This window comes from Streptomyces sp. NPDC045026 (assembly GCF_056432625.1).
Genome location: NZ_JBWKIS010000008.1, coordinates 336,652 through 354,170, shown reverse-complemented (window position 1 = coordinate 354,170; position 17,519 = coordinate 336,652). Strand labels below are relative to the sequence as shown.

The window sequence follows — 17,519 nt, the reverse complement described above, 5'->3', positions numbered from 1 at the left end:
CAGAGCAAGGGGCAGCACATGGTGTACCGGACACGACGGCGAGTTCTACGGCACTGCCCGATGGCCGACGAAATCAACGAGTTGGCGCAGTCGTACGGTTGGCCTGTCGTGTACGAAGCCGACCGGGACTTCGACAAGGGCAAGGGTCGTGAGGTGAATTGGGGAGTGACCGAGCAGGTGGTGCTCGGTTACCTGGAAAGCCATATCTCGAACGACTGCTGCATTGTCGCCGTCGGCAATAGTCTCGAGCTGCCCGAACGGGTCGTGCGGCAGATGGACGATGACCTGGAAGGTGAAATCGAAAGCGTCGCCGACCTGCTGCGCGCGATCCAGGACGAGGAGGATCCACGACGTCTCGCTCAGTCATTGGTGCGTGCGGGCTTCGGGGCGCCGCGCGAGTTCGATCAGGGCTTCTTCGATGCCTTCGCCAAGGCCTCCCGCGAACACGATGATTACCGCGTTCGGGACATTGCCATTTCATCTCTTGTCTATATGGAGTGGCCGGAGTTCAAACCCCTGCTGGAGGAGATCAGGGAACACGACCCAGAAGATCAAGTGCGAGCGAGGGCCGCCATTGTCCTGCGTGCATACGAGGCTGCAGGTATGTAGGGCTGTTCCCGTCTCGTACCGCAGGAGGTGCTGATTCATGGAATAACTCCGCCGAAAGCCATCAAGGCGGTTCACGGGTAAAAGGGGACGGCATGTCGTTCGACTCTTACTACTGGCATGAATGGGATATTCCTGACCCGAGACTCGGTGAACTTCGCCGCAAGCGTGCTTCCGGGGAGGGAGGTGTCGACACATTCTTCGAACTGTTGCGGAGTGACTCTGTTGTGGCAGTAGGTGTGGCTCTCGATCACTATCGATATGAGGAATCGCTCACCAGGTTCGGTCGGGACAACCCGTTCGAGGAACTCGAGCCGACCGTTCTGGAGGTTGCGCGCGGGGTGCTTGCCACCCCTCCTCATGGGATGAGCCATGCATCCCCAAACCCATCCGCTCCGGCACGGTCGTCGTCGACCCAGAAAGGTGAAACGCCGATGAACCTCGAACTCGTTTCCCGGAAACTCATCGACGACGATTCCCTCTCGGTCGCCGAGACCACGGACCGCATCGCCGCCTGGCTGTCCGCTCAACCGGACCGGGGGGCAGCTGAGGCGGTGGCCTGTCTTCTCTCCACGCAGGATCGACGCGTCGCGGAATGCGCCGCCCTGTACCTTGCCCTGCTCCCCGGACTCCACGAGGAGAAGACCCGCGCCGCCAGGCGGCTGCGTGACCACGAGGACCTGGTGGCCGCGGCAGGACGGCTGGTCCCCTGGCTGCGGACGGAGCTGCTCGAAGAGATGGTGAGCGACTACGTCCAGGGGGGAGACCCGGACGCCCCGTCGGTCGACGTCGTCTACGAGGTGGGGCTGTATCAACCCGGCCTGCTGCGCCCCTACTTGAGCAGCATCGAGGACCCCGACATTCGGCTCGGCATGATGTCCGGCGCACCGGACGGCGATGTACCGGGGCTCGTGGACAAGTGGCGTGAGGAAGACGAGATCGGCGCTCTGGACCTGCTGGCCCGGATGCGTACGGAAGCGGCGGCACAGGCACTGCTCGGCCTGCGTGAGGAGATCTCCGAGCCTGCCGATTGGAAAACCTTCGTGGAAATGGCCGGCCGGCTGCCCGATTCGGCGGAGAGGGCGGGCCATCAGCCCGCCTACATGGGATTCGTGGCGGACCGGGGCGACAGTCCGCACAGCATGGGTGGCACGTATCCGGGAGAGGTTCCGCTGTGTCCACTCTGCGCCCGGCCTACGGCCCGAGTCCTCACGCTCAGCGCAGAGGACCTGCCCTACTCCTTGAGCGGTGATCCCTCCTTCTTCTGGTACACCTGCCGCTGTTATGCGGCGGACTCCGTGACGGTGAAGATCACCCCGGACGGGCTCGGCGTCTTCGACGGACCGTGCGGAAGCGGCGAGACGGACGCGTACATCGTTCCCGGGGCGCGGACCCTGACACTCGAGACGCACCCCAACCAGCTGGGGATCAGCCTGGACGCGACCGGCGGCAACGCCCGCCATCAGGTGGGTGGGCTGCCCAGGTGGATCACTCCGGAACCGCAGCCGCGCTGCCCGGAATGCACGTGCGTCATGCGATTCCTCGCGTCGATCGACAGCGGCCCGAGCCCGTTCGGCCGGATGAACCTCGATGGAACGCTCTACGGCTTCTGGTGCGATTCGTGCCAGGTCTCGAGCGTGCGGCACCAGGCCTGACCACCCGACCCGGCAGAACGAGGAATCCCCATGACCCGTTACGCAGACATCCCCAAGCCCATCCGCTCCGGAATAGTCGTCGTCAACCCCGACACCGGCACCCCCCAGCGCGTCATCGTGCTGCAGTTCAACCCCGACACCCTGGAGCGCAGCATCGCGCCCCAGACCGCCGGCGACAGCGGCGACGGTGGCGGCGGAGGCAGTGGTGGGGGAGACCGGAACGAGGCGCTGCGTCTCAAGGGGCCGGCCCAGGAGACCTGGAAGTTCACCGCCGAGATCGATGCCACCGACCAGTTGGAGATCGCGGCGCCCGACGGGATCCACCCGCAGCTGGCGACCCTCGAAATGCTGGTGCAGCCGACCACCGCGCAGCTGCGCGCCGCGAGCAGGCTGTCGCAGAAGGGGACCATCGAGATCAGCCCGATCGAGATGCCGCTGACGCTGTTCACGTGGGGGAGCAAGCGGGTCATGCCCGTGCGGCTCACCGAACTGTCCGTCAACGAGTCCGCGTTCGACGTGAATCTCAACCCGATCCGGGCGTCCCTCGGCATCGGCATGAAGATCCTCACCGTCAGCGACCTGCCCGCAGGGCACCGCGGGGCCGATCTGTACATGGCGCACCTTGCGCAGAAGGAACGGCTCGCCGCCGCCGCGCGGGGCGGCAGTCTCGGGGCCCTCGGGCTGCCGGGAGCAGACGTACTGAGCGGAAGGGGCTGAGGAACACCGCCATGGCTGACATCGAGTCCTATGAGAGTGCGCTGGGAGCGATACCGGGCGCGCACCCGTACCCGCGCAGCAGCCGCTACCACGACGCCGAGATCGGGGTGCACCGGCTCGCGGACGGCACCGAAGTCCGTTACGCGAAGCGCCGGTTGCTGCCGCCGCTGGACACGCAGGAGACCCGGGAGCATGTCGTCGGCGCCGGCCAGCGCCCCGATCTGCTCGCCCAGCGCTTCTTCGGCGACGTCGGTCAGTGGTGGCGCATCGCCGACGCCAACCCCGTACTCGATCCACGGGAGTTGACGGACGAGGCCGGACGGGTCGTCGACATACCGGAGCCGGGCGCGCTGCCGCTGGGGGACCGGCGTGTCTGAGCAGCCCGTGGGGCAGGGCCCCGTCCACATCACGCTCCTCATGGGGCCCAAGCTCGCCCGGCCGGTGCCGGCCGAGGTGACCGAGGCTTTGCTGTCGGCGCAGATCACGGCCACTGCGGGGGAGCGCAGCGGCTTTCAGATCGCCTTCGACCTCACCAAGACCGGGATCATCAACCAGCGGCTGCTGCCCGAGGGGTTCTTCGACCCGAAGACCCGGATCATCGTCACGGTCAGCGTCCGGGGTACCCCGGACGTGCTCTTCGACGGACTCGTCGTGCGGCAGGAAGTCGGTGCCAGCAACCAGCCCGGACACTCCACCCTCACCGTCACCGGTGAGGACCTGACGCTGCTGATGGACCTGGAGGAGCGCACCGCCCGGTACCCCAATCTCCCGCCCTCCGAGCGGGTGCTGGCCATCCTGCGCCGGTACTCCGACTACGGCATCCGGCCCGACGTCTACGCCGAGAAGATCGCCCAGCCCCCGCACCAGGACCTGCGCGTCCACTACCAGACCGGTACCGACCTCCAGTACGTCACCGATCTCGCCCGCGCCAACGGCTACACCTTCTACCTGGAGCCGGGGCCCAACCCCGGCCAGTCCTCGGCCCGTTGGGGCCCCGAGGTCCGGCTCGGCATCCGTCAGCACGCACTCAACGTCAATATGGACGCCAACAGCACCGTGGACCAGCTGACGTTCGCCTACGACGGGACGGCGCGGGAAGAGCCGCAGGCGCGGTGGCAGGATCCGGGGACCCGGCAGTCGACTCTTCTTCCGCAGCCACCGATCAGCCCCCTGCGGCCGCCCCTCGGGCGCCGGCCCACCCCGGCCCTCAAGCGCAGGACCCTGTCCGGGACGGCCAAGCAGCAGCGCGAGCAGGCCGAGGCCGAACTCCTCGCCCGTGCCGCCGTCTCCGCCGACGTCGTCTCCGGGTCCGGCTCGCTCGACGTGAACCGGCACGGGTACATCCTGCAACCCCGACAGCTGGTCGGCGTGCGCGGCTCCGGGCGGGCCTACGACGGCGACTACTACGTCAAGTCCGTCACGCACAACCTGCGCCCGGGGTCGTTCCAGCAGAACTTCACCCTCTCCAGGGAGGGGCTCGAGGCGCGCAGCAACTACGTCCGTCCGTAACGACAACCCCTTGATCAGGAGCAGTTCAGCATGGCGGCAGACGGCAATCGCTACCTCGGCAAGTTCCGCGGGCGGGTCGTGGACAACAACGATCCGCTGCGCATCGGCCGTATCACGGTCGAGGTCCCGGACGTCCTCGGTGACGAGGCGTCCACCTGGGCGCTTCCGTGCCTGCCGTTCACCGGGCCCGAGGCCGGGCAGTTCGTGGTGCCGCCGCCGGGCGCCGGCGTGTGGGTGGAGTTCGAGCAGGGAGACCCCAGCTTCCCGGTCTGGACCGGGTGTTGGTACGGCGCCGCCGAGGAACTGCCGCCCGATGCGCGGCGTGAGCTGGCGGCGAACTCGCCCAGCAAGCCGGTCGTCGTACAGACACCGGCCGCGCACAAGCTCGTCATGAACGACACCGCCGGCGCCGAGCAGGGAATCCTGCTCCAGGCCCAAGGCGGCGCGTACATCCGTATCACCAAGGAGGCCGTGGTCATCGCGACCGGCGCAGGCGCCGAAGTCGTGCTCCGCGGCAACGAAGTAACCATCAACGAGGGCCAGTTGACCGTGCTCTCGAAGCGATAGAAGACGGGGGAAGCACCAAGTGTCCGGGAGTCTGCTCGATGCCGGCGCCGTGATCGGCTGCCCGCACGGCGGCCGGGTCACCGCCGCCACCACACCCTCCGGCGGCGTACGCATCGGGGGCGTGGCCGTCGCGTCGGCCACGCACGCGTACATCGTCACCGGCTGCCCGCACACCGTCGCCGGTGTGCACACGCCCTGCGTCTCGGTCCGCTGGACCGCCGACGGCACCGGCATCACGGTCGACGGCGCACCCGTGCTGCTCGACACCTCGGCGGCCCAGTGCTTCACCGCGGCGTTCGTGCCGCAGGGGCCGCCCGTCGTCCAGGCCGCACAGCGAAAGGTGACCGTCCGATGAGCCCGACGAGCCGCGGAACCCGCCCGCGCAGCGACATCGCGTTCCCCTTCCGTGCCGACCGCCGGGGACGCACCGCGCACGCCGCCCACGGCGAGCACGTCCACGACCTGATCGAGCAGCTGCTGTTCACCAGCCCCGGCGAACGGGTGATGCGCCCCGACTTCGGCTGCGGGCTCCTCGATCTCGTCTTCACCCCGAACAGCCCCGAACTCGTCAGCACACTCGAACTGTCCGTGCAGGCCTCGCTCCAGCGCTGGCTCGGCGACCTCATCGACGTGGTGGCCCTCGACGTGGAGAGCGCCGACGACGCCGTACGGGTCCACCTGTCGTACGTCCTGCACGCCACCGGAACCCGTGCGGACGACGTCTTCGAAGGGAGGGCGGCGTGACCACCGCTACCACCACCTCCCGCCGCGTCAAGGTAAGAGCCGCTCAGCTCAACGGAGTCGACTCCGTCGAGGTCAGTGACGACGGGCTGCTGCTCACCGTCATGTTTCTCGGCAAGGCGCCGCACGGCCTCGGGCCGGAGAACGTCCGGATCGACGGCGGCCGCCGGATCACCGGACTCACCGACATCACAGTCGTCGACGTCAGCATCGAGCGCGAGGAGGACCCGGAGCTCGACGACCGGCTCTACGTCACCCTCGACCGGGCCGGAGACACCTCGGAGTACGTGTTCTCGCTCGTCGAGGCCGACCCGTACGGGCGGCCAGGCACCGAGCCCTTCCGCGGTTTCGACCAGCGCTACCACCGCGCGGCCTTCTCCTTCCGGCCCGACTGCCCGACCCCCTTCGACTGCAAGGAGCCCGAGCCCCAGGAGGCGGACTTCCCGGACGCGCCCGTCGTCGACTACACGGCCCGCGACTACGACACCATCCGCAAGCTGCTCCTTGACCGGCTCGCGCTCACCACCCCGGACTGGGTCGAGCGCAACCCCGCCGACCTGGGCGTCACGCTCGTCGAGCTGCTCGCGTACACCGGCGACCAGATCAGCTACCAGCAGGACGCGGTGGCCACCGAGGCCTACCTGGACACCGCGCGCCGCCGGGTCTCCGTACGGCGACACGTCCGGCTCATCGACTACGCCATGAACGACGGCTGCACCGCACGGGCGTACGTCACCGTGCAGACCGCCGGTGACACCACCCTCGCCCCGGGCACGTTCCGCTTCGCCTCCGTCGACGTGCGCACCCTCGACCCGCACGACCGGCCCGAACCGGGCACGGTCATCGACGAGAGCGACCTCGGTGACCTGGACGAGCGCGGCTCGGTGGAGGTCTTCGAACCGGTCGTCACCGCCGACCCGTTGGAACTCAAGGCCGCGCACAACAGGATCCGCCTGTGGACCTGGGGCGGCGAGGTGTGCACCCTGCCCGCGGGCGCCACCTCCGCCACCCTGCGCGACGAGTGGGACGACCCGGAGACCTGCCGGGAGCGCCGGCTCGCCCTCAGCCCCGGAGACGTGCTGGTCCTGGAGGAGGTGAAGGGCCCGCGCACCGGCACCCCCGGCGACGCCGATCCCCGCCACCGCCAGGCCGTGCGCCTCACCTCCGTCACCCCGGGCGTCGACCGCATCGAGGACCAGCCGGTCCTGGAGGTCACCTGGGCCGCCGAGGACGCTCTGCGCTTCCCGCTCTGCCTCACCACGCGCGGCGGCCGCGACTGCCTGCCCGTCGAGGACGTGAGCCTGGCCCGCGGCAACGTCGTCCTCGTCGACCACGGCCGCACCCTCACCGGACTCCCGCAGACGGCCACCGTGCCGCCCGGCCCGGCCGTCGTCGCGCCCTGCGACGAGCCCGCCTTCGGCTGCGGCGACCGGAACGAGGGCAACGCACCGGCCCGGCTCATCAACTCCCTCACGGACCGGGCGGCGAACGGGCAGGCACTCGTACCGGACGACGTCCGCGAACTGTTCGAGGTGGTGGGTGAGGCGGCGACCGTCCGCGCCGGAATCGGTCTGGAGCGCGCCGGGCAGCGGCACGAGCGTGTGACACCCGGCACGGCGTACGCCCAGACGGCCGCTCTGCGCACCCTGCTCGCGCAATCCGTCTACCCCGGCATCGCGCCCCGCTTCCGCCCCGTACTCGGCCGCTCCCCGGTCGTGCAGGCGGTGCCGTTCCCGGACGCGCAGGTCGTGGCCGCCGGGCAGGCCGAGCGGATCGCCGCGATCGCGGGGCGGGTGCGACAGCGGCTCGTCGAGCTGTGGCGCAGCGCCCGCGACCGCGACGGGCTCGGGAACGAGGAGGTCGAAGAACTCGCCGTCCTCTACGGCCTGAAGGTCCTGGAGCGGCTCGAACTCCGTACGCATCCCGTCCGCGCCCTGCGCGAACTCCTGCACAGAAGCGACGAGTTGCTCGACGCGAAGCTGCGTCGTGCGGAGATCCTCGCGTCCCGGGCCCGTGCGGGCGCGGTCCTCGACGGGCACATCGCCTGGGAGATCGCGCACAGCTGGGGCCCGGCGTACGCGGCAGGACTGCACCCCGACGAGCCCGTGCTGCGGGGGTCCGCGGCCGCCGCGCTCGGCCAGGACCCGCGTAAGGCGCTGCCCGCCGTACACGTCGAGGACGGCGATCTGACCTGGACGCCCCGCCGCGACCTGCTCCACAGCGGGCCCCGCGACCGGCACTTCGTCGGGGAGCTGGAGGACGACGGCCGCGTCGCCCTGCGCTTCGGCGACGGCCGGCACGGCGCCAGGCCGACGCCGGGCAGCCGGCTCGCCCTGCACCACCGGCTCGGCGGGGGCATCGCCGGCAACGTCGGCGCGGAGGCCATCAACCACCTGGTCGTCCACAGCGACTGTGAACACCCGCGGGCCACCGTGGTCCGCAACCCGCTGCCCGCCACCGGCGGGGTCGAGCCCGAACCCGTCGAGCAGGCACGCCAGTTGGCCCCGCTCGACCTGCGCCGCACCCGCCTGCGCGCGGTCACCGCCGAGGACTACGCGGACCTCGCCCGCGCCCTGCCGGGTGTCCAGCGGGCGGCGGCGGAGATCCGCTGGACCGGCAGTGTCCAGGAGGCCCACGTCGCGATCGACGCGTACGGCAGCGCACAGCCGTCGGCCGAGCTGCTCACCCGGGTCGAGCAGTCCCTGGAGGCGTACCGGCGCATCGGCCACGACCTCGTGGTCGGCCCCGCCCGCCTGGTGCCGCTCGACATCGCGCTGAGCGTGTGCGCCGCGCCCGGCCATCAGCACGGGCAGGTGCTGGCCGAGCTGTACCGGGTCCTCGGCAGCGGCCGCCTCTCCGGCGGACGGCTCGGGTTCTTCCACCCGGACGCGCTGACCTTCGGTGAACCCGTCCGCCTGAGCCGTCTGGTCGCCGTCGCCGCGGCCGTGCCGGGCGTGCAGAACGTCCAGGTCGACCGTCTGCGGCGACTGTTCGAGCAGGATCGAGGAGAGAGGGAGGACGGCGTGCTGAGGCTCGGCCCGCTGGAGATCGCCACGTGCGACAACGACCCGGACCGGCCGGAGAACGGCCACCTGGCGATATCCCTGGGAGGTGCCCGATGAGCCAGGCCTGTTCCTGTGGCGGCGCGTGCGGCGGCCACGACGAGCGTCTCGCGCCCGCCCCGCTGCACAACCCGCCCGGCCGCACCGCCCTCGACTACCGCGTCGGCGAGTACGGCTCCTTCCTGGCCGCCCTGCTCGACCGGCTCGCCTCACCGGCGTACCCGGCGCTCGGCGGACTGACCGTCCGTACCCCCGACGACCCGGCGATCGGCCTCCTCGACGCCACCGCCGTCCTCGGCGACCTGCTCACGTTCCACTCGGAACGGATCGCCGACGAGGCCTACCTGCGCACGGCGGGCGAGCACCGGTCGCTGGTCCTGCTGGGCCGGCTCGTCGGCCACCGCCCGCGGCCGGGCGTCGCCGCCGCCACCCACCTCGCGTACACCCTCGAACGCGACCCGCGCGCCGAGACGCTGCCCGTGCTGATCCCGCGCGGCGCGCGCACCCACGGCGTGCCCGCCTCCGCCGACGAGGAGTCCGTGACCTTCGAGACCGGCCGGGACCTGATGGCCCGCTGGGACTGGAACGAGCTGAAGGTGCGCAGGCGCCGGCCGTCCCTGGTCACCCCACAGGATCTGGAGCGCCGCTCCGAACTCTTCGTCGAAGGCACCGTGAACTCCCTGCAGACCGGCGACCAGTTGCTCTTCGTCTTCGGCGAACAGGCGGGCGGAGAGAGGAAGTTGCTGCCCGTCGCAGCCGTGCGCGTCGACCGGGACGACGACATCACGGCGATCTCCCTGCAGAAGTCGGCACCGCCCACGCTGAAGGAGCTGGTCGACGAGGTGCGGCGGTGGATCGCCGAGCCCGCGGCTCCCGGTGAGCCGGGGGAGGAGCCGCCTACGCCGGAGGTCCCGAACCCGCGGCCGGTGAGCCGGCTGATCGAGGACTTCGAGGACCAGGTGCTGACCCCGCTCCGTGCGGCGCTGGACGACGTGAAGACACCCGAGAGTCTCGCGGCCTGCCTCGCGGAGCCCGTCGCCCGCCTCGGTGAGGCGCAGGTGCTGGCCACTCCGTGGGGGGACGTGGCGGGATGGTTCGAGCAGCTGCAGGCGGTGCTGCACGAACTCGGTGAGCGGGCAATGGAGTTGGCTCCCGCTCAGACTGATGAGAGTGCCGCGAAGGGTGGTCTTCCGTCTGCGGCGCCGTCGGGGCTGGTCGCGCCCACGCGGCAAAGCCGCATATCGACACGGCCCGCGCCCCTTGGGGGCGATCCGCGCACCGCTGCCTTCAAGGCGCTGACGGCCGTGTTTCCCGCCCTGCGCACCCCGGCGCCGACCGAACCCGTCGGCGCCGGTACCGGCAGCCGGCGGCCCGGCACCGACACCGCCCGCCTGATCGCAGCGCTCAACCCCGGCCTCGGCAGCCTGTACCCGGCCTGGCGCAGGGCGGCCGTCGCCCCCGGCAGCGCGCAGTTCCTGCGCGACCTGCTCGCGATGCGGGTCACCGCGGCCCCCTTCGGCGCCACGGCCCCGCTCAAGCCCGTCCAGGACGACAAGGGCCGGGTCATCCGCAGCGCTGACTGGCCGCTCACCGGGGCCGTGCTGACCAGCCTGAGGGTCGTCCACGACACCGCGGGCAAGACGCCGGTCCGGGCGGAGTTCCAGTACATCGAGGGCAACGGCTCCGACCAGCGGGCCGTACCCCTGCCCATCCCCGGGCAGATCACCTTCGCGCTCGGCCCCGGCCAGGTCGACCTGTCGACGCGCTCCCCCCAGGACCGCGAGCTGAGCTGGCTCAACCTCCCCCACTCCCGAACCCGATCGAGCGGGGGGACCCCTGGTCCGGCCGACTCCCAGGAGCCCGGCGTGACCGCGCGCCTGCGCGACGGTCTGCCCGAATGCACCCTGTTCGTGTCCCGTCCGGACGAGGACGGCCTGATCCACGTCGGCATCAACAACGGCGCCACGCAGGAGATCTCCCTGCGTCCGGGCGCCACCGAGCAGTTCACCCACGGTGAGTACGAGGTGAGCCTGCGCTACGGGGTGGGCAGCAGCGAGCCCAAGGTCGAGATCGTCATCGCCGACAAGCCCGCGCCCGTCAACCGGCGCGTGCTGCAGCTCGACGCCGTGCACACCGGCATCACGGTCGGCAGCTGGGTCGCGATCCAGCGCCCCGCCAAGGGTGCCGAGGACGGCATACCCGGCGACGCCGCGCTCGCCTTCGTCACCACCCAGGTCGTGGCTGTGCGTACGGCGGCGTACGCCAACTACGGGATCACCGGCCGCGGCACCGAACTCACCCTCGCCGACCCCTGGCTGGACGAGTTCGACGTCCTGCTGTCGCACATCCGCGACACGACCGTGCACGCGGCGGGCGCGCCGCTGCGCCTGGCCGACGAGCCGCTCGGCGAGGAGGTCCACGGCAACGGGATCGAACTCGCCGAGCTGTACGACGGGTTGGGCGCCGGCCGCACCCTCGTCGTGACCGGCGAGCGCAGCGACATCCCCGGGACGGTCGGCGTCACCGCCACCGAGGTCGTCACGATCGCCGCCGCCGACGCGACCGTGGACCCGCACCTGCCGGGGGACCGCGTCCACACCCACCTCACCCTGACCACCGACCTCGCCCACCGCTACCGCCGCGAGACGGTCCGCATCCTCGGAAACGTCGTCGAGGCCACCCACGGCGAGAGCCGGGAGGAGGCCATCGGCAGCGGCGACTCGGACCGCGTCAACCAGACGTTCGCCCTGTGGCAGTCCCCGCTGACCTGGCTCGCCGACGACAACCCCCTCGGCGCCACACCGGTGCTGGAGATCCGGATCGACGGCGTCCTGTGGCACGAGGTCGACAGCCTCGCCGGCCGCGGCCCGCGCGATCGGATCTACATCACCGGCACCGCCTCCGACGGCCGGACGACGGTCACCTTCGGCGACGGCGTGCACGGGGCCCGGCTGCCCAGCGGTCACGAGAACGTCCACGCCCGCTACCGCTTCGGCACCGGCAAGGCCGCCGACGTCCCTGCCGACCGGCTCACCCAGCCCCTCACCCGCCCGCTCGGCGTCACCGCGGTCACGAACCCCCGCCCGGCGACGGGCGGCGCCGACGCGGACGGTCCGGGCCTGACCCGCCGGACGATCCCGCTGGCCGTCTCCGCCCTCGACCGGCTCGTCTCGGCGGCCGACTACGAGGACTTCGCCCGCTCCCGGGCAGGCATCGGCCGGGCCGCCGCACGCGAACTCTTCGACGGACGACGGCGCGTGCTGCACGTGACGGTCGCGGGCACCGACGACGTGCCCCTGGACGGCGACAGCCAGGAATCGGACACCCTGCGCGCCCTGCGCGCGGCGCTCACCGAGTACGGCGACGCCAACCTGCCCGTCCGTGTGGACGTACGCGAACTGGTCCTGCTGCTCGTCGCCGCCAGGGTGAAGGTCGCTCCGGACCACGCCTGGGAGTTCGTCGAACCGCGGCTGCGGCAGGTGTTGCTGCGCCGACTCGGTTACGAGGGAGGCGAGTTGGGGCAGCCGGCCCGGCTCTCCGACCTCCTCGCGGCGGCCCACACCGTGCCGGGCGTCGACTACGTCGACGTCGACGTCTTCAACGGCGTCCCCGCGTCCGCCACCCCACAAGAGCTCGCCGAGCTGCTCGCCGACCCCGGCCCGCCGCGGTCGAGTGTTCTGGCGCACGAGGCGACGTACGACGAGAAGATCCACACCGTCCGTGACGCCGACGGCGAAACCCTGTCGGCGGTCTGCGCACGCTACGGCATTCCGCTCGCCGAACTCCTGCGCCTCAACCCCGACATCACCGACACCCGGCGCCTGGCGAAGGGCCGGTCGGTGTTCGTCTTCCGAGGCATCCGCCCCGCCCAGCTCGCCCTGCTGTCCCCGCGAGCCGCGGACACCCTGATCCTGACGGAGGTCAAGTGATGACCGCGCATTCAGCGGATGTCCAGTTCGACTCGACAGCCCACACAGCGAACCGGGAACCCGACGGCCTCGCCGCCCTGCTGCCCCGCTGGCACCTCCTGCGCGACGCCGAGGAGGGCGAGCCGCTGCGCGCGCTGCTCGCGGTCGTCGCCGAGCAGCTCGACCGGGTCCGCGACGGCGTCGAGCAGGGCTACGAGGACCTGTTCGTCGAGACGGCGGCCCCCTGGGTGCTGCCGTACCTCGGCGACCTGGTCGGATACCGCACCCTGCCGGGCTACGAACGCGTCCTCACCGCAGGGCTGCACGAGGGCGGGCGTGCCGCGCTGGCCGAGGCCGTCGCGCCGCGCGCGGACGTGGCGGCGACCGTCGCGGCCCGCCGCCGCAAGGGGACGCTGCACCTGCTGGAGGAGATCTCCGAGCAGGTCGCGGGCTGGCCCGCGCGGGCTGTCGAGCTGTCGCGGCTGGTCGCTCACCACCAGTCGGTGAAGCTGTACCGGGACACGGCCGGGCAGAGGGGCCGCCTCCTCGACCTCCGGGACGGCTCGGCGCTCGCGCTCGCCGGCGGCCCGTTCGACAGCACCGCCCGCACCGTCGACATCCGCCGCGCCAACTCGGCCAGGAGGCAGGGTGGTTGGACCCCGTCGGGTGTCGGCCTCTTCGTCTGGCGGCTCAAGGCGTACGCGCTGACGTCCTCTCCCGCGTACTGCATCGACCGTGCCCGCAACCTCTACACGTTCTCGATCCTCGGCCACGACAGTCCCCTGGTCACCGAGCCGGTCCCGGAGCCGTCGCCGACCCACATCGCCACGGTCGACAACGTCCCCGCGTTCATCACCCGCCGCCTGCTCCACGACCGTCTCCTCGACTACTACGGCCCCGGCAAGAGCTTCGTCATCCGGCGCGACGGCGAGGACAAGCCCGTACCGCCGTCCGACATCGTGGTCACCGATCTGTCCGACTGGCGCTACCGGCCGAAGCGCGGTCAGATCGCCGTCGACCCGGAGCTCGGGCGGATCGCGTTCGGTGCGCGCTCGGCGCCCCGGCAGGGCGTGTGGGTGGACTACCACTACGCGTCCGGCGCCGACATGGGCGGCGGCGAGTACGAGCGGCCCGACCGCGTGGGCCGGCCCGACGCCGCCTTCTACCGGGTCGGCCCCGGACAGCCGTACCGGCAGATCATGGACGCGTACCGGGCCTGGCAGCACGACCGCCGTGCGGAGCGCACCGGCCCCGACGGCATCATCGAGATCACGCACAGCGGCGCCTACCAGGAGCAGCTGGACTTCGACCTCGACCCCGGGGACCGGCTGGAGCTCCGGGCGGCCGAGGGCACGCGGCCGGTGCTGCGCCTGCTCGACTGGTACAGCAACCGGCCCGACGCCCTCAACATCCGTGCCGTGGCGGACGACTGCGCCCCGTACGAGCGGCCGCGCATCGTCCTCGACGGGCTGCTGGTCGCCGGGCGCGGCATCAACGTCACCGGGCCGATGGGAGCCGTCGTCGTACGGCACACCACCCTCGTACCCGGCTGGTCACTGGAGCCCGAGTGCGAGCCGCACTCGCCCGACGAGCCCAGCATCGTCCTGGACCGCACCACCGCCTGCCTCCAGATCGAGCACAGCGTTCTCGGCACCATCGAGGTCATCGGTGACGAGGTCGGCGAGGACCCCCTCGACATCCACCTCCGCGACAGCATCCTGGACGCCACCGGCCACGACCGCGAGGCCCTGTCCGCCCCGGACTGCCGCCTCGCCCACGCCGTGCTGCACGCGCACCGCGCGACCGTCATCGGCGAAGTCCACACGCACGCGGTGGAGATCGCCGAGAACTCGGTCTTCACGGGCAGGCTGCAGGTGGCCCGGCGCGGCATCGGCTGCCTGCGGTACTCGTACGTCCCCGCCAGCTCGCGCACGCCACGACGGCACCGCTGCCAGCCCGATCTCACCCCCGGCGTACAGCCGTTGTTCGCCGCCGTGCGCTACGGGACGCCCTGGTACGGGCAGTTGGCCGACGGCTCCCCCGAGGAGATCCGGCGCGGCGCGGACGACGGTGCCGAGATGGGCGCCTTCCACGACCTGTACCGGCCGCAGCGCGAGGACGGTCTGCGCGCACGGCTCGCGGAGTACACGCCCGCGGGCACGGACGCCGGAATCTTCTTCGTGACATGAGCAGTGCCGCCGTACGACCCACCCGCACTTTCCTGAACCAGGGGGACCCCCTTCATGCACGCTGATCTCTCCCGTCTCACCTTCCACCCCGAGCGGCACTACTCCGCGGTCGTCACCCAGCAGGGCCGTGTCCAGCTCGACGCCGACGCCAACGAGCAGACCGCGATCCAGCTCCACCAGGCCCGCACCCTCGCCGCGGACCTGATCGGCCGCTACGGCGGGCCGCGCGACGCAGCGGGCTTCCGCATCGAGTACGTGGGCGGCAAGCACGACATCGACACCCTCTACATCCACGGCGGCCGTTACTACGTCGACGGCATCCTGCTCGACGCGGACCGCCCGGCGCCCGGCACGCCCGTGCCGGACGAGGACGCCGAGAGCGCCGAGGATGCGGCGGACACGGCCACCCCGCCCTCGTACTGGACCTACTGGGACCAGCCCGACGCCTTCCGCGACCCGGAGAAGCCCGGCGACCGGCTGCCCTCGCCCGCGCAGTCGCCGTTCGTGGTCTACCTGAACGTGTGGGAGCGGTCGGTGAACGCGGCCGAGGACCCGGCGCTGCGCGAGGTCGCCCTCGGCGCGGCGATGCCGGACACCGCGGCCCGCGTCAAGGTGGTCTGGCAGGTGCTGCCGCTGTCCCTCGCGACGCTGGCGATCGAGGACGCCGACCCGTCGAAGGAGGTCGTCCGCGCGGCCTTCGACAAGTGGGCGCAGGGCCAGGCGGCGGCCACCGCCCGGCTGGCCGCCCGCAGCGAGCGGCCCGACCACGCCGACGAGGACCCGTGCCTGGTCAGGCCCGACGCCCGCTACCGCGGTCCGGAGAACCAGCTGTACCGGGTCGAGGTCCATGCCGGCGGCGAGGCGAAGGACGCCACCTTCAAGTGGTCCCGCGAGAACGGCTCGGTCGTCTTCCCGGTCGACGAACTGGACGGCGCCTGGGTGCAGTTGGCGTCCCTCGGTCACGACGACAAGCTCGACCTGGACGTCGGCGACCTCGTCGAGTTCACGGACACCGCCTACGCCTCCCGCCTGGAAGCCCTGCCCCTGCTGCGCGTCGAGGAACTCGACCTGCCCGGCCGCCGGGTCCGCCTGTCCGCCGAGCCCGAGCCGGGCGTCGGCAGGCTTCCCCACCTGCACCCGTTCGTGCGCCGCTGGGACCACCGCGAGGGCCCGAAGCGCAAGGGCCGTACCGCGGCCCTGAAGGGCGGCGCCGTCCCCGTCGCGGAAGGGGAGTGGCTGCCCCTGGAGGACGGTGTCGAGGTGTACTTCGCCAAGGGCGGCACCTACCGCACCGGTGACCACTGGCTCGTCCCCGCCCGCACCGCCACCGGCAGCGTCGAATGGCCGGTGGACGCGGCGCGCCGTCCGCTGCTCCAGGGGGCCGCCGGCATCGCCCGCCACTTCGCCCCGCTGGCCCTGGTCAAGGGCGAGGAGAGCGCCGTCGACCTGCGCCTCGCCTTCGGCCCGCTCGCGACCAGCATCCCGGCCGCGGACGAGGCGACCCTCGCGGCGGAGGAACAGGCACACCGTGAGGAGCTCGCGGCCGAAGACCCCTCGCACGGGAGGTCGCAGACCACCGCAGAGGCGGAGTCCGCCGTGGAAGGAGACGAGTGATGGCCACACCTCTGAGCGCGTCCAAGCTGGTGGAGATCCTGCGTAAGGAGGGTCTGACGGTCCACGAGGTGCGCAACTGGCGTACGCACAACCGCAATACGAAGGGTCCGTGGGGCCCGGTGAACGGCGTGATGATCCACCACACCGTCACCTCGGGCACGGACGCCTCCGTGAACATCTGTTACAACGGCTACTCGGGCCTGCCGGGGCCGCTGTGTCACGGCGTCATCGACAAGAAGGGCGAGATCCACCTCGTCGGCAACGGCCGCGCCAATCATGCGGGGCTGGGCGACAGCGACGTCCTGCGCGCCGTGGTCAACGAGTCGAAGCTGCCGCACGACAACGAGGCCGACACCGACGGAAACCGGCACTTCTACGGCTTCGAGTGCATCAACCTCGGTGACGGCAAGGACACCTGGCCCGAGGCGCAGAAGGAGGCCATCGAGAAGGTGTCCGCCGCGATCTGCCGTCACTACGGCTGGAGCGAGCGGTCGGTCATCGGCCACAAGGAGTGGCAGCCGGGCAAGCAGGACCCGCGCGGCTTCACGATGGACGGCATGCGCAAGCGGATCGCCGACCGGCTCGCCGGGAAGTCCCAGGGCTCCGACCCCGGGCCCGACCCGAAGCCCACGCCGTCCAAGCCGTCGCACGCCCCGTTTCCGGGCAGCGGCTTCTTCCACAACGGCCAGAAGTCCGCGCTCATCACCGCCATGGGCCGCCGCCTGGTCGCCGAGGACTGCGACCACTACGAGGAGGGGCCCAGCCCCGAGTGGACCGACGCCGACCGCAAGTCCTACAAGGCCTGGCAGCAGAAGCTCGGCTTCAAGGGCAAGGACGCGGACGGCATTCCCGGCAAGACCAGCTGGGACAAGCTGAAGGTCCCGGCGTCCTGAGAGCCTGACCGGACTGCCCGCCTGCGCCGGTCCGGCGCAGGCGGGCTGCCCCGGACGC

The 17,519-nt window shown here is 71.4% G+C and carries 13 protein-coding genes; all 13 read left to right on the top strand.

Annotation, left to right across the window (positions count from 1 at the left end; translation table 11 throughout):
- The first annotated feature begins 60 nt into the window (after positions 1-60).
- The 13 genes from AC07EJ_RS20490 (at position 61) to AC07EJ_RS20430 (ending at position 17,461) form a co-directional block, all read left to right on the top strand.
- On the top strand, positions 61-609 hold the full coding sequence (locus AC07EJ_RS20490; RefSeq protein ID WP_389480343.1) for a HEAT repeat domain-containing protein: 549 nt from the start codon (positions 61-63) through the stop codon (positions 607-609).
- A 92-nt stretch (positions 610-701) separates the two neighbouring features.
- Positions 702-2,261, top strand: coding sequence for a hypothetical protein (locus AC07EJ_RS20485; RefSeq protein ID WP_478884646.1), 1,560 nt, complete (start codon positions 702-704; stop codon positions 2,259-2,261).
- A gap of 30 nt (positions 2,262-2,291) precedes the next feature.
- The gene (locus AC07EJ_RS20480) at positions 2,292-2,978 is read left to right on the top strand and encodes a hypothetical protein (RefSeq protein WP_389480347.1); all 687 of its coding nucleotides are present in this window, start codon (positions 2,292-2,294) and stop codon (positions 2,976-2,978) included.
- A gap of 11 nt (positions 2,979-2,989) precedes the next feature.
- A complete protein-coding gene (locus AC07EJ_RS20475; protein WP_389480349.1) occupies positions 2,990-3,355 on the top strand; it encodes a LysM peptidoglycan-binding domain-containing protein in 366 nt (121 codons plus the stop codon).
- Positions 3,348-4,487, top strand: coding sequence for a hypothetical protein (locus tag AC07EJ_RS20470; protein WP_393583030.1), 1,140 nt, complete (start codon positions 3,348-3,350; stop codon positions 4,485-4,487). Before AC07EJ_RS20475 ends, AC07EJ_RS20470 begins: the two co-directional genes overlap by 8 nt.
- A 30-nt stretch (positions 4,488-4,517) precedes the next feature.
- On the top strand, positions 4,518-5,054 hold the full coding sequence (locus AC07EJ_RS20465) for a phage baseplate assembly protein V (protein ID WP_393583028.1): 537 nt from the start codon (positions 4,518-4,520) through the stop codon (positions 5,052-5,054).
- Positions 5,055-5,073: 19 nt separating this feature from the next.
- The gene (locus AC07EJ_RS20460) at positions 5,074-5,409 is read left to right on the top strand and encodes a hypothetical protein (RefSeq protein ID WP_389480354.1); all 336 of its coding nucleotides are present in this window, start codon (positions 5,074-5,076) and stop codon (positions 5,407-5,409) included.
- On the top strand, positions 5,406-5,798 hold the full coding sequence (locus AC07EJ_RS20455) for a GPW/gp25 family protein (protein WP_389480356.1): 393 nt from the start codon (positions 5,406-5,408) through the stop codon (positions 5,796-5,798). The genes AC07EJ_RS20460 and AC07EJ_RS20455 overlap by 4 nt, the downstream gene beginning before the upstream one ends.
- On the top strand, positions 5,795-8,917 hold the full coding sequence (locus AC07EJ_RS20450; RefSeq protein ID WP_478884645.1) for a putative baseplate assembly protein: 3,123 nt from the start codon (positions 5,795-5,797) through the stop codon (positions 8,915-8,917). Before AC07EJ_RS20455 ends, AC07EJ_RS20450 begins: the two co-directional genes overlap by 4 nt.
- Entirely contained in the window at positions 8,914-12,786 is a 3,873-nt protein-coding gene (locus AC07EJ_RS20445) for a putative baseplate assembly protein (protein ID WP_478884644.1), read from the top strand. The genes AC07EJ_RS20450 and AC07EJ_RS20445 overlap by 4 nt, the downstream gene beginning before the upstream one ends.
- The gene (locus AC07EJ_RS20440; protein ID WP_478884643.1) at positions 12,786-14,954 is read left to right on the top strand and encodes a hypothetical protein; all 2,169 of its coding nucleotides are present in this window, start codon (positions 12,786-12,788) and stop codon (positions 14,952-14,954) included. Before AC07EJ_RS20445 ends, AC07EJ_RS20440 begins: the two co-directional genes overlap by 1 nt.
- A 54-nt stretch (positions 14,955-15,008) precedes the next feature.
- Positions 15,009-16,568 (top strand): DUF6519 domain-containing protein, encoded by a 1,560-nt coding sequence (locus tag AC07EJ_RS20435; protein WP_389480364.1) that lies wholly within the window; start codon positions 15,009-15,011, stop codon positions 16,566-16,568.
- Entirely contained in the window at positions 16,568-17,461 is an 894-nt protein-coding gene (locus AC07EJ_RS20430) for a peptidoglycan-binding protein (protein ID WP_393583022.1), read from the top strand. The genes AC07EJ_RS20435 and AC07EJ_RS20430 overlap by 1 nt, the downstream gene beginning before the upstream one ends.
- Positions 17,462-17,519: the final 58 nt, after the last annotated feature.

Coding starts and splice junctions, on each gene's coding strand:
- AC07EJ_RS20465 (WP_393583028.1), top strand. CDS start 4,518: ATGGCGGCAGACGGCAATCGCTACCTCGGCAAGTTCCGCGGGCGGGTC.
- AC07EJ_RS20475 (WP_389480349.1), top strand. CDS start 2,990: ATGGCTGACATCGAGTCCTATGAGAGTGCGCTGGGAGCGATACCGGGC.
- AC07EJ_RS20445 (WP_478884644.1), top strand. CDS start 8,914: ATGAGCCAGGCCTGTTCCTGTGGCGGCGCGTGCGGCGGCCACGACGAG.
- AC07EJ_RS20490 (WP_389480343.1), top strand. CDS start 61: ATGGCCGACGAAATCAACGAGTTGGCGCAGTCGTACGGTTGGCCTGTC.
- AC07EJ_RS20455 (WP_389480356.1), top strand. CDS start 5,406: ATGAGCCCGACGAGCCGCGGAACCCGCCCGCGCAGCGACATCGCGTTC.
- AC07EJ_RS20440 (WP_478884643.1), top strand. CDS start 12,786: ATGACCGCGCATTCAGCGGATGTCCAGTTCGACTCGACAGCCCACACA.
- AC07EJ_RS20430 (WP_393583022.1), top strand. CDS start 16,568: ATGGCCACACCTCTGAGCGCGTCCAAGCTGGTGGAGATCCTGCGTAAG.
- AC07EJ_RS20480 (WP_389480347.1), top strand. CDS start 2,292: ATGACCCGTTACGCAGACATCCCCAAGCCCATCCGCTCCGGAATAGTC.
- AC07EJ_RS20485 (WP_478884646.1), top strand. CDS start 702: ATGTCGTTCGACTCTTACTACTGGCATGAATGGGATATTCCTGACCCG.
- AC07EJ_RS20435 (WP_389480364.1), top strand. CDS start 15,009: ATGCACGCTGATCTCTCCCGTCTCACCTTCCACCCCGAGCGGCACTAC.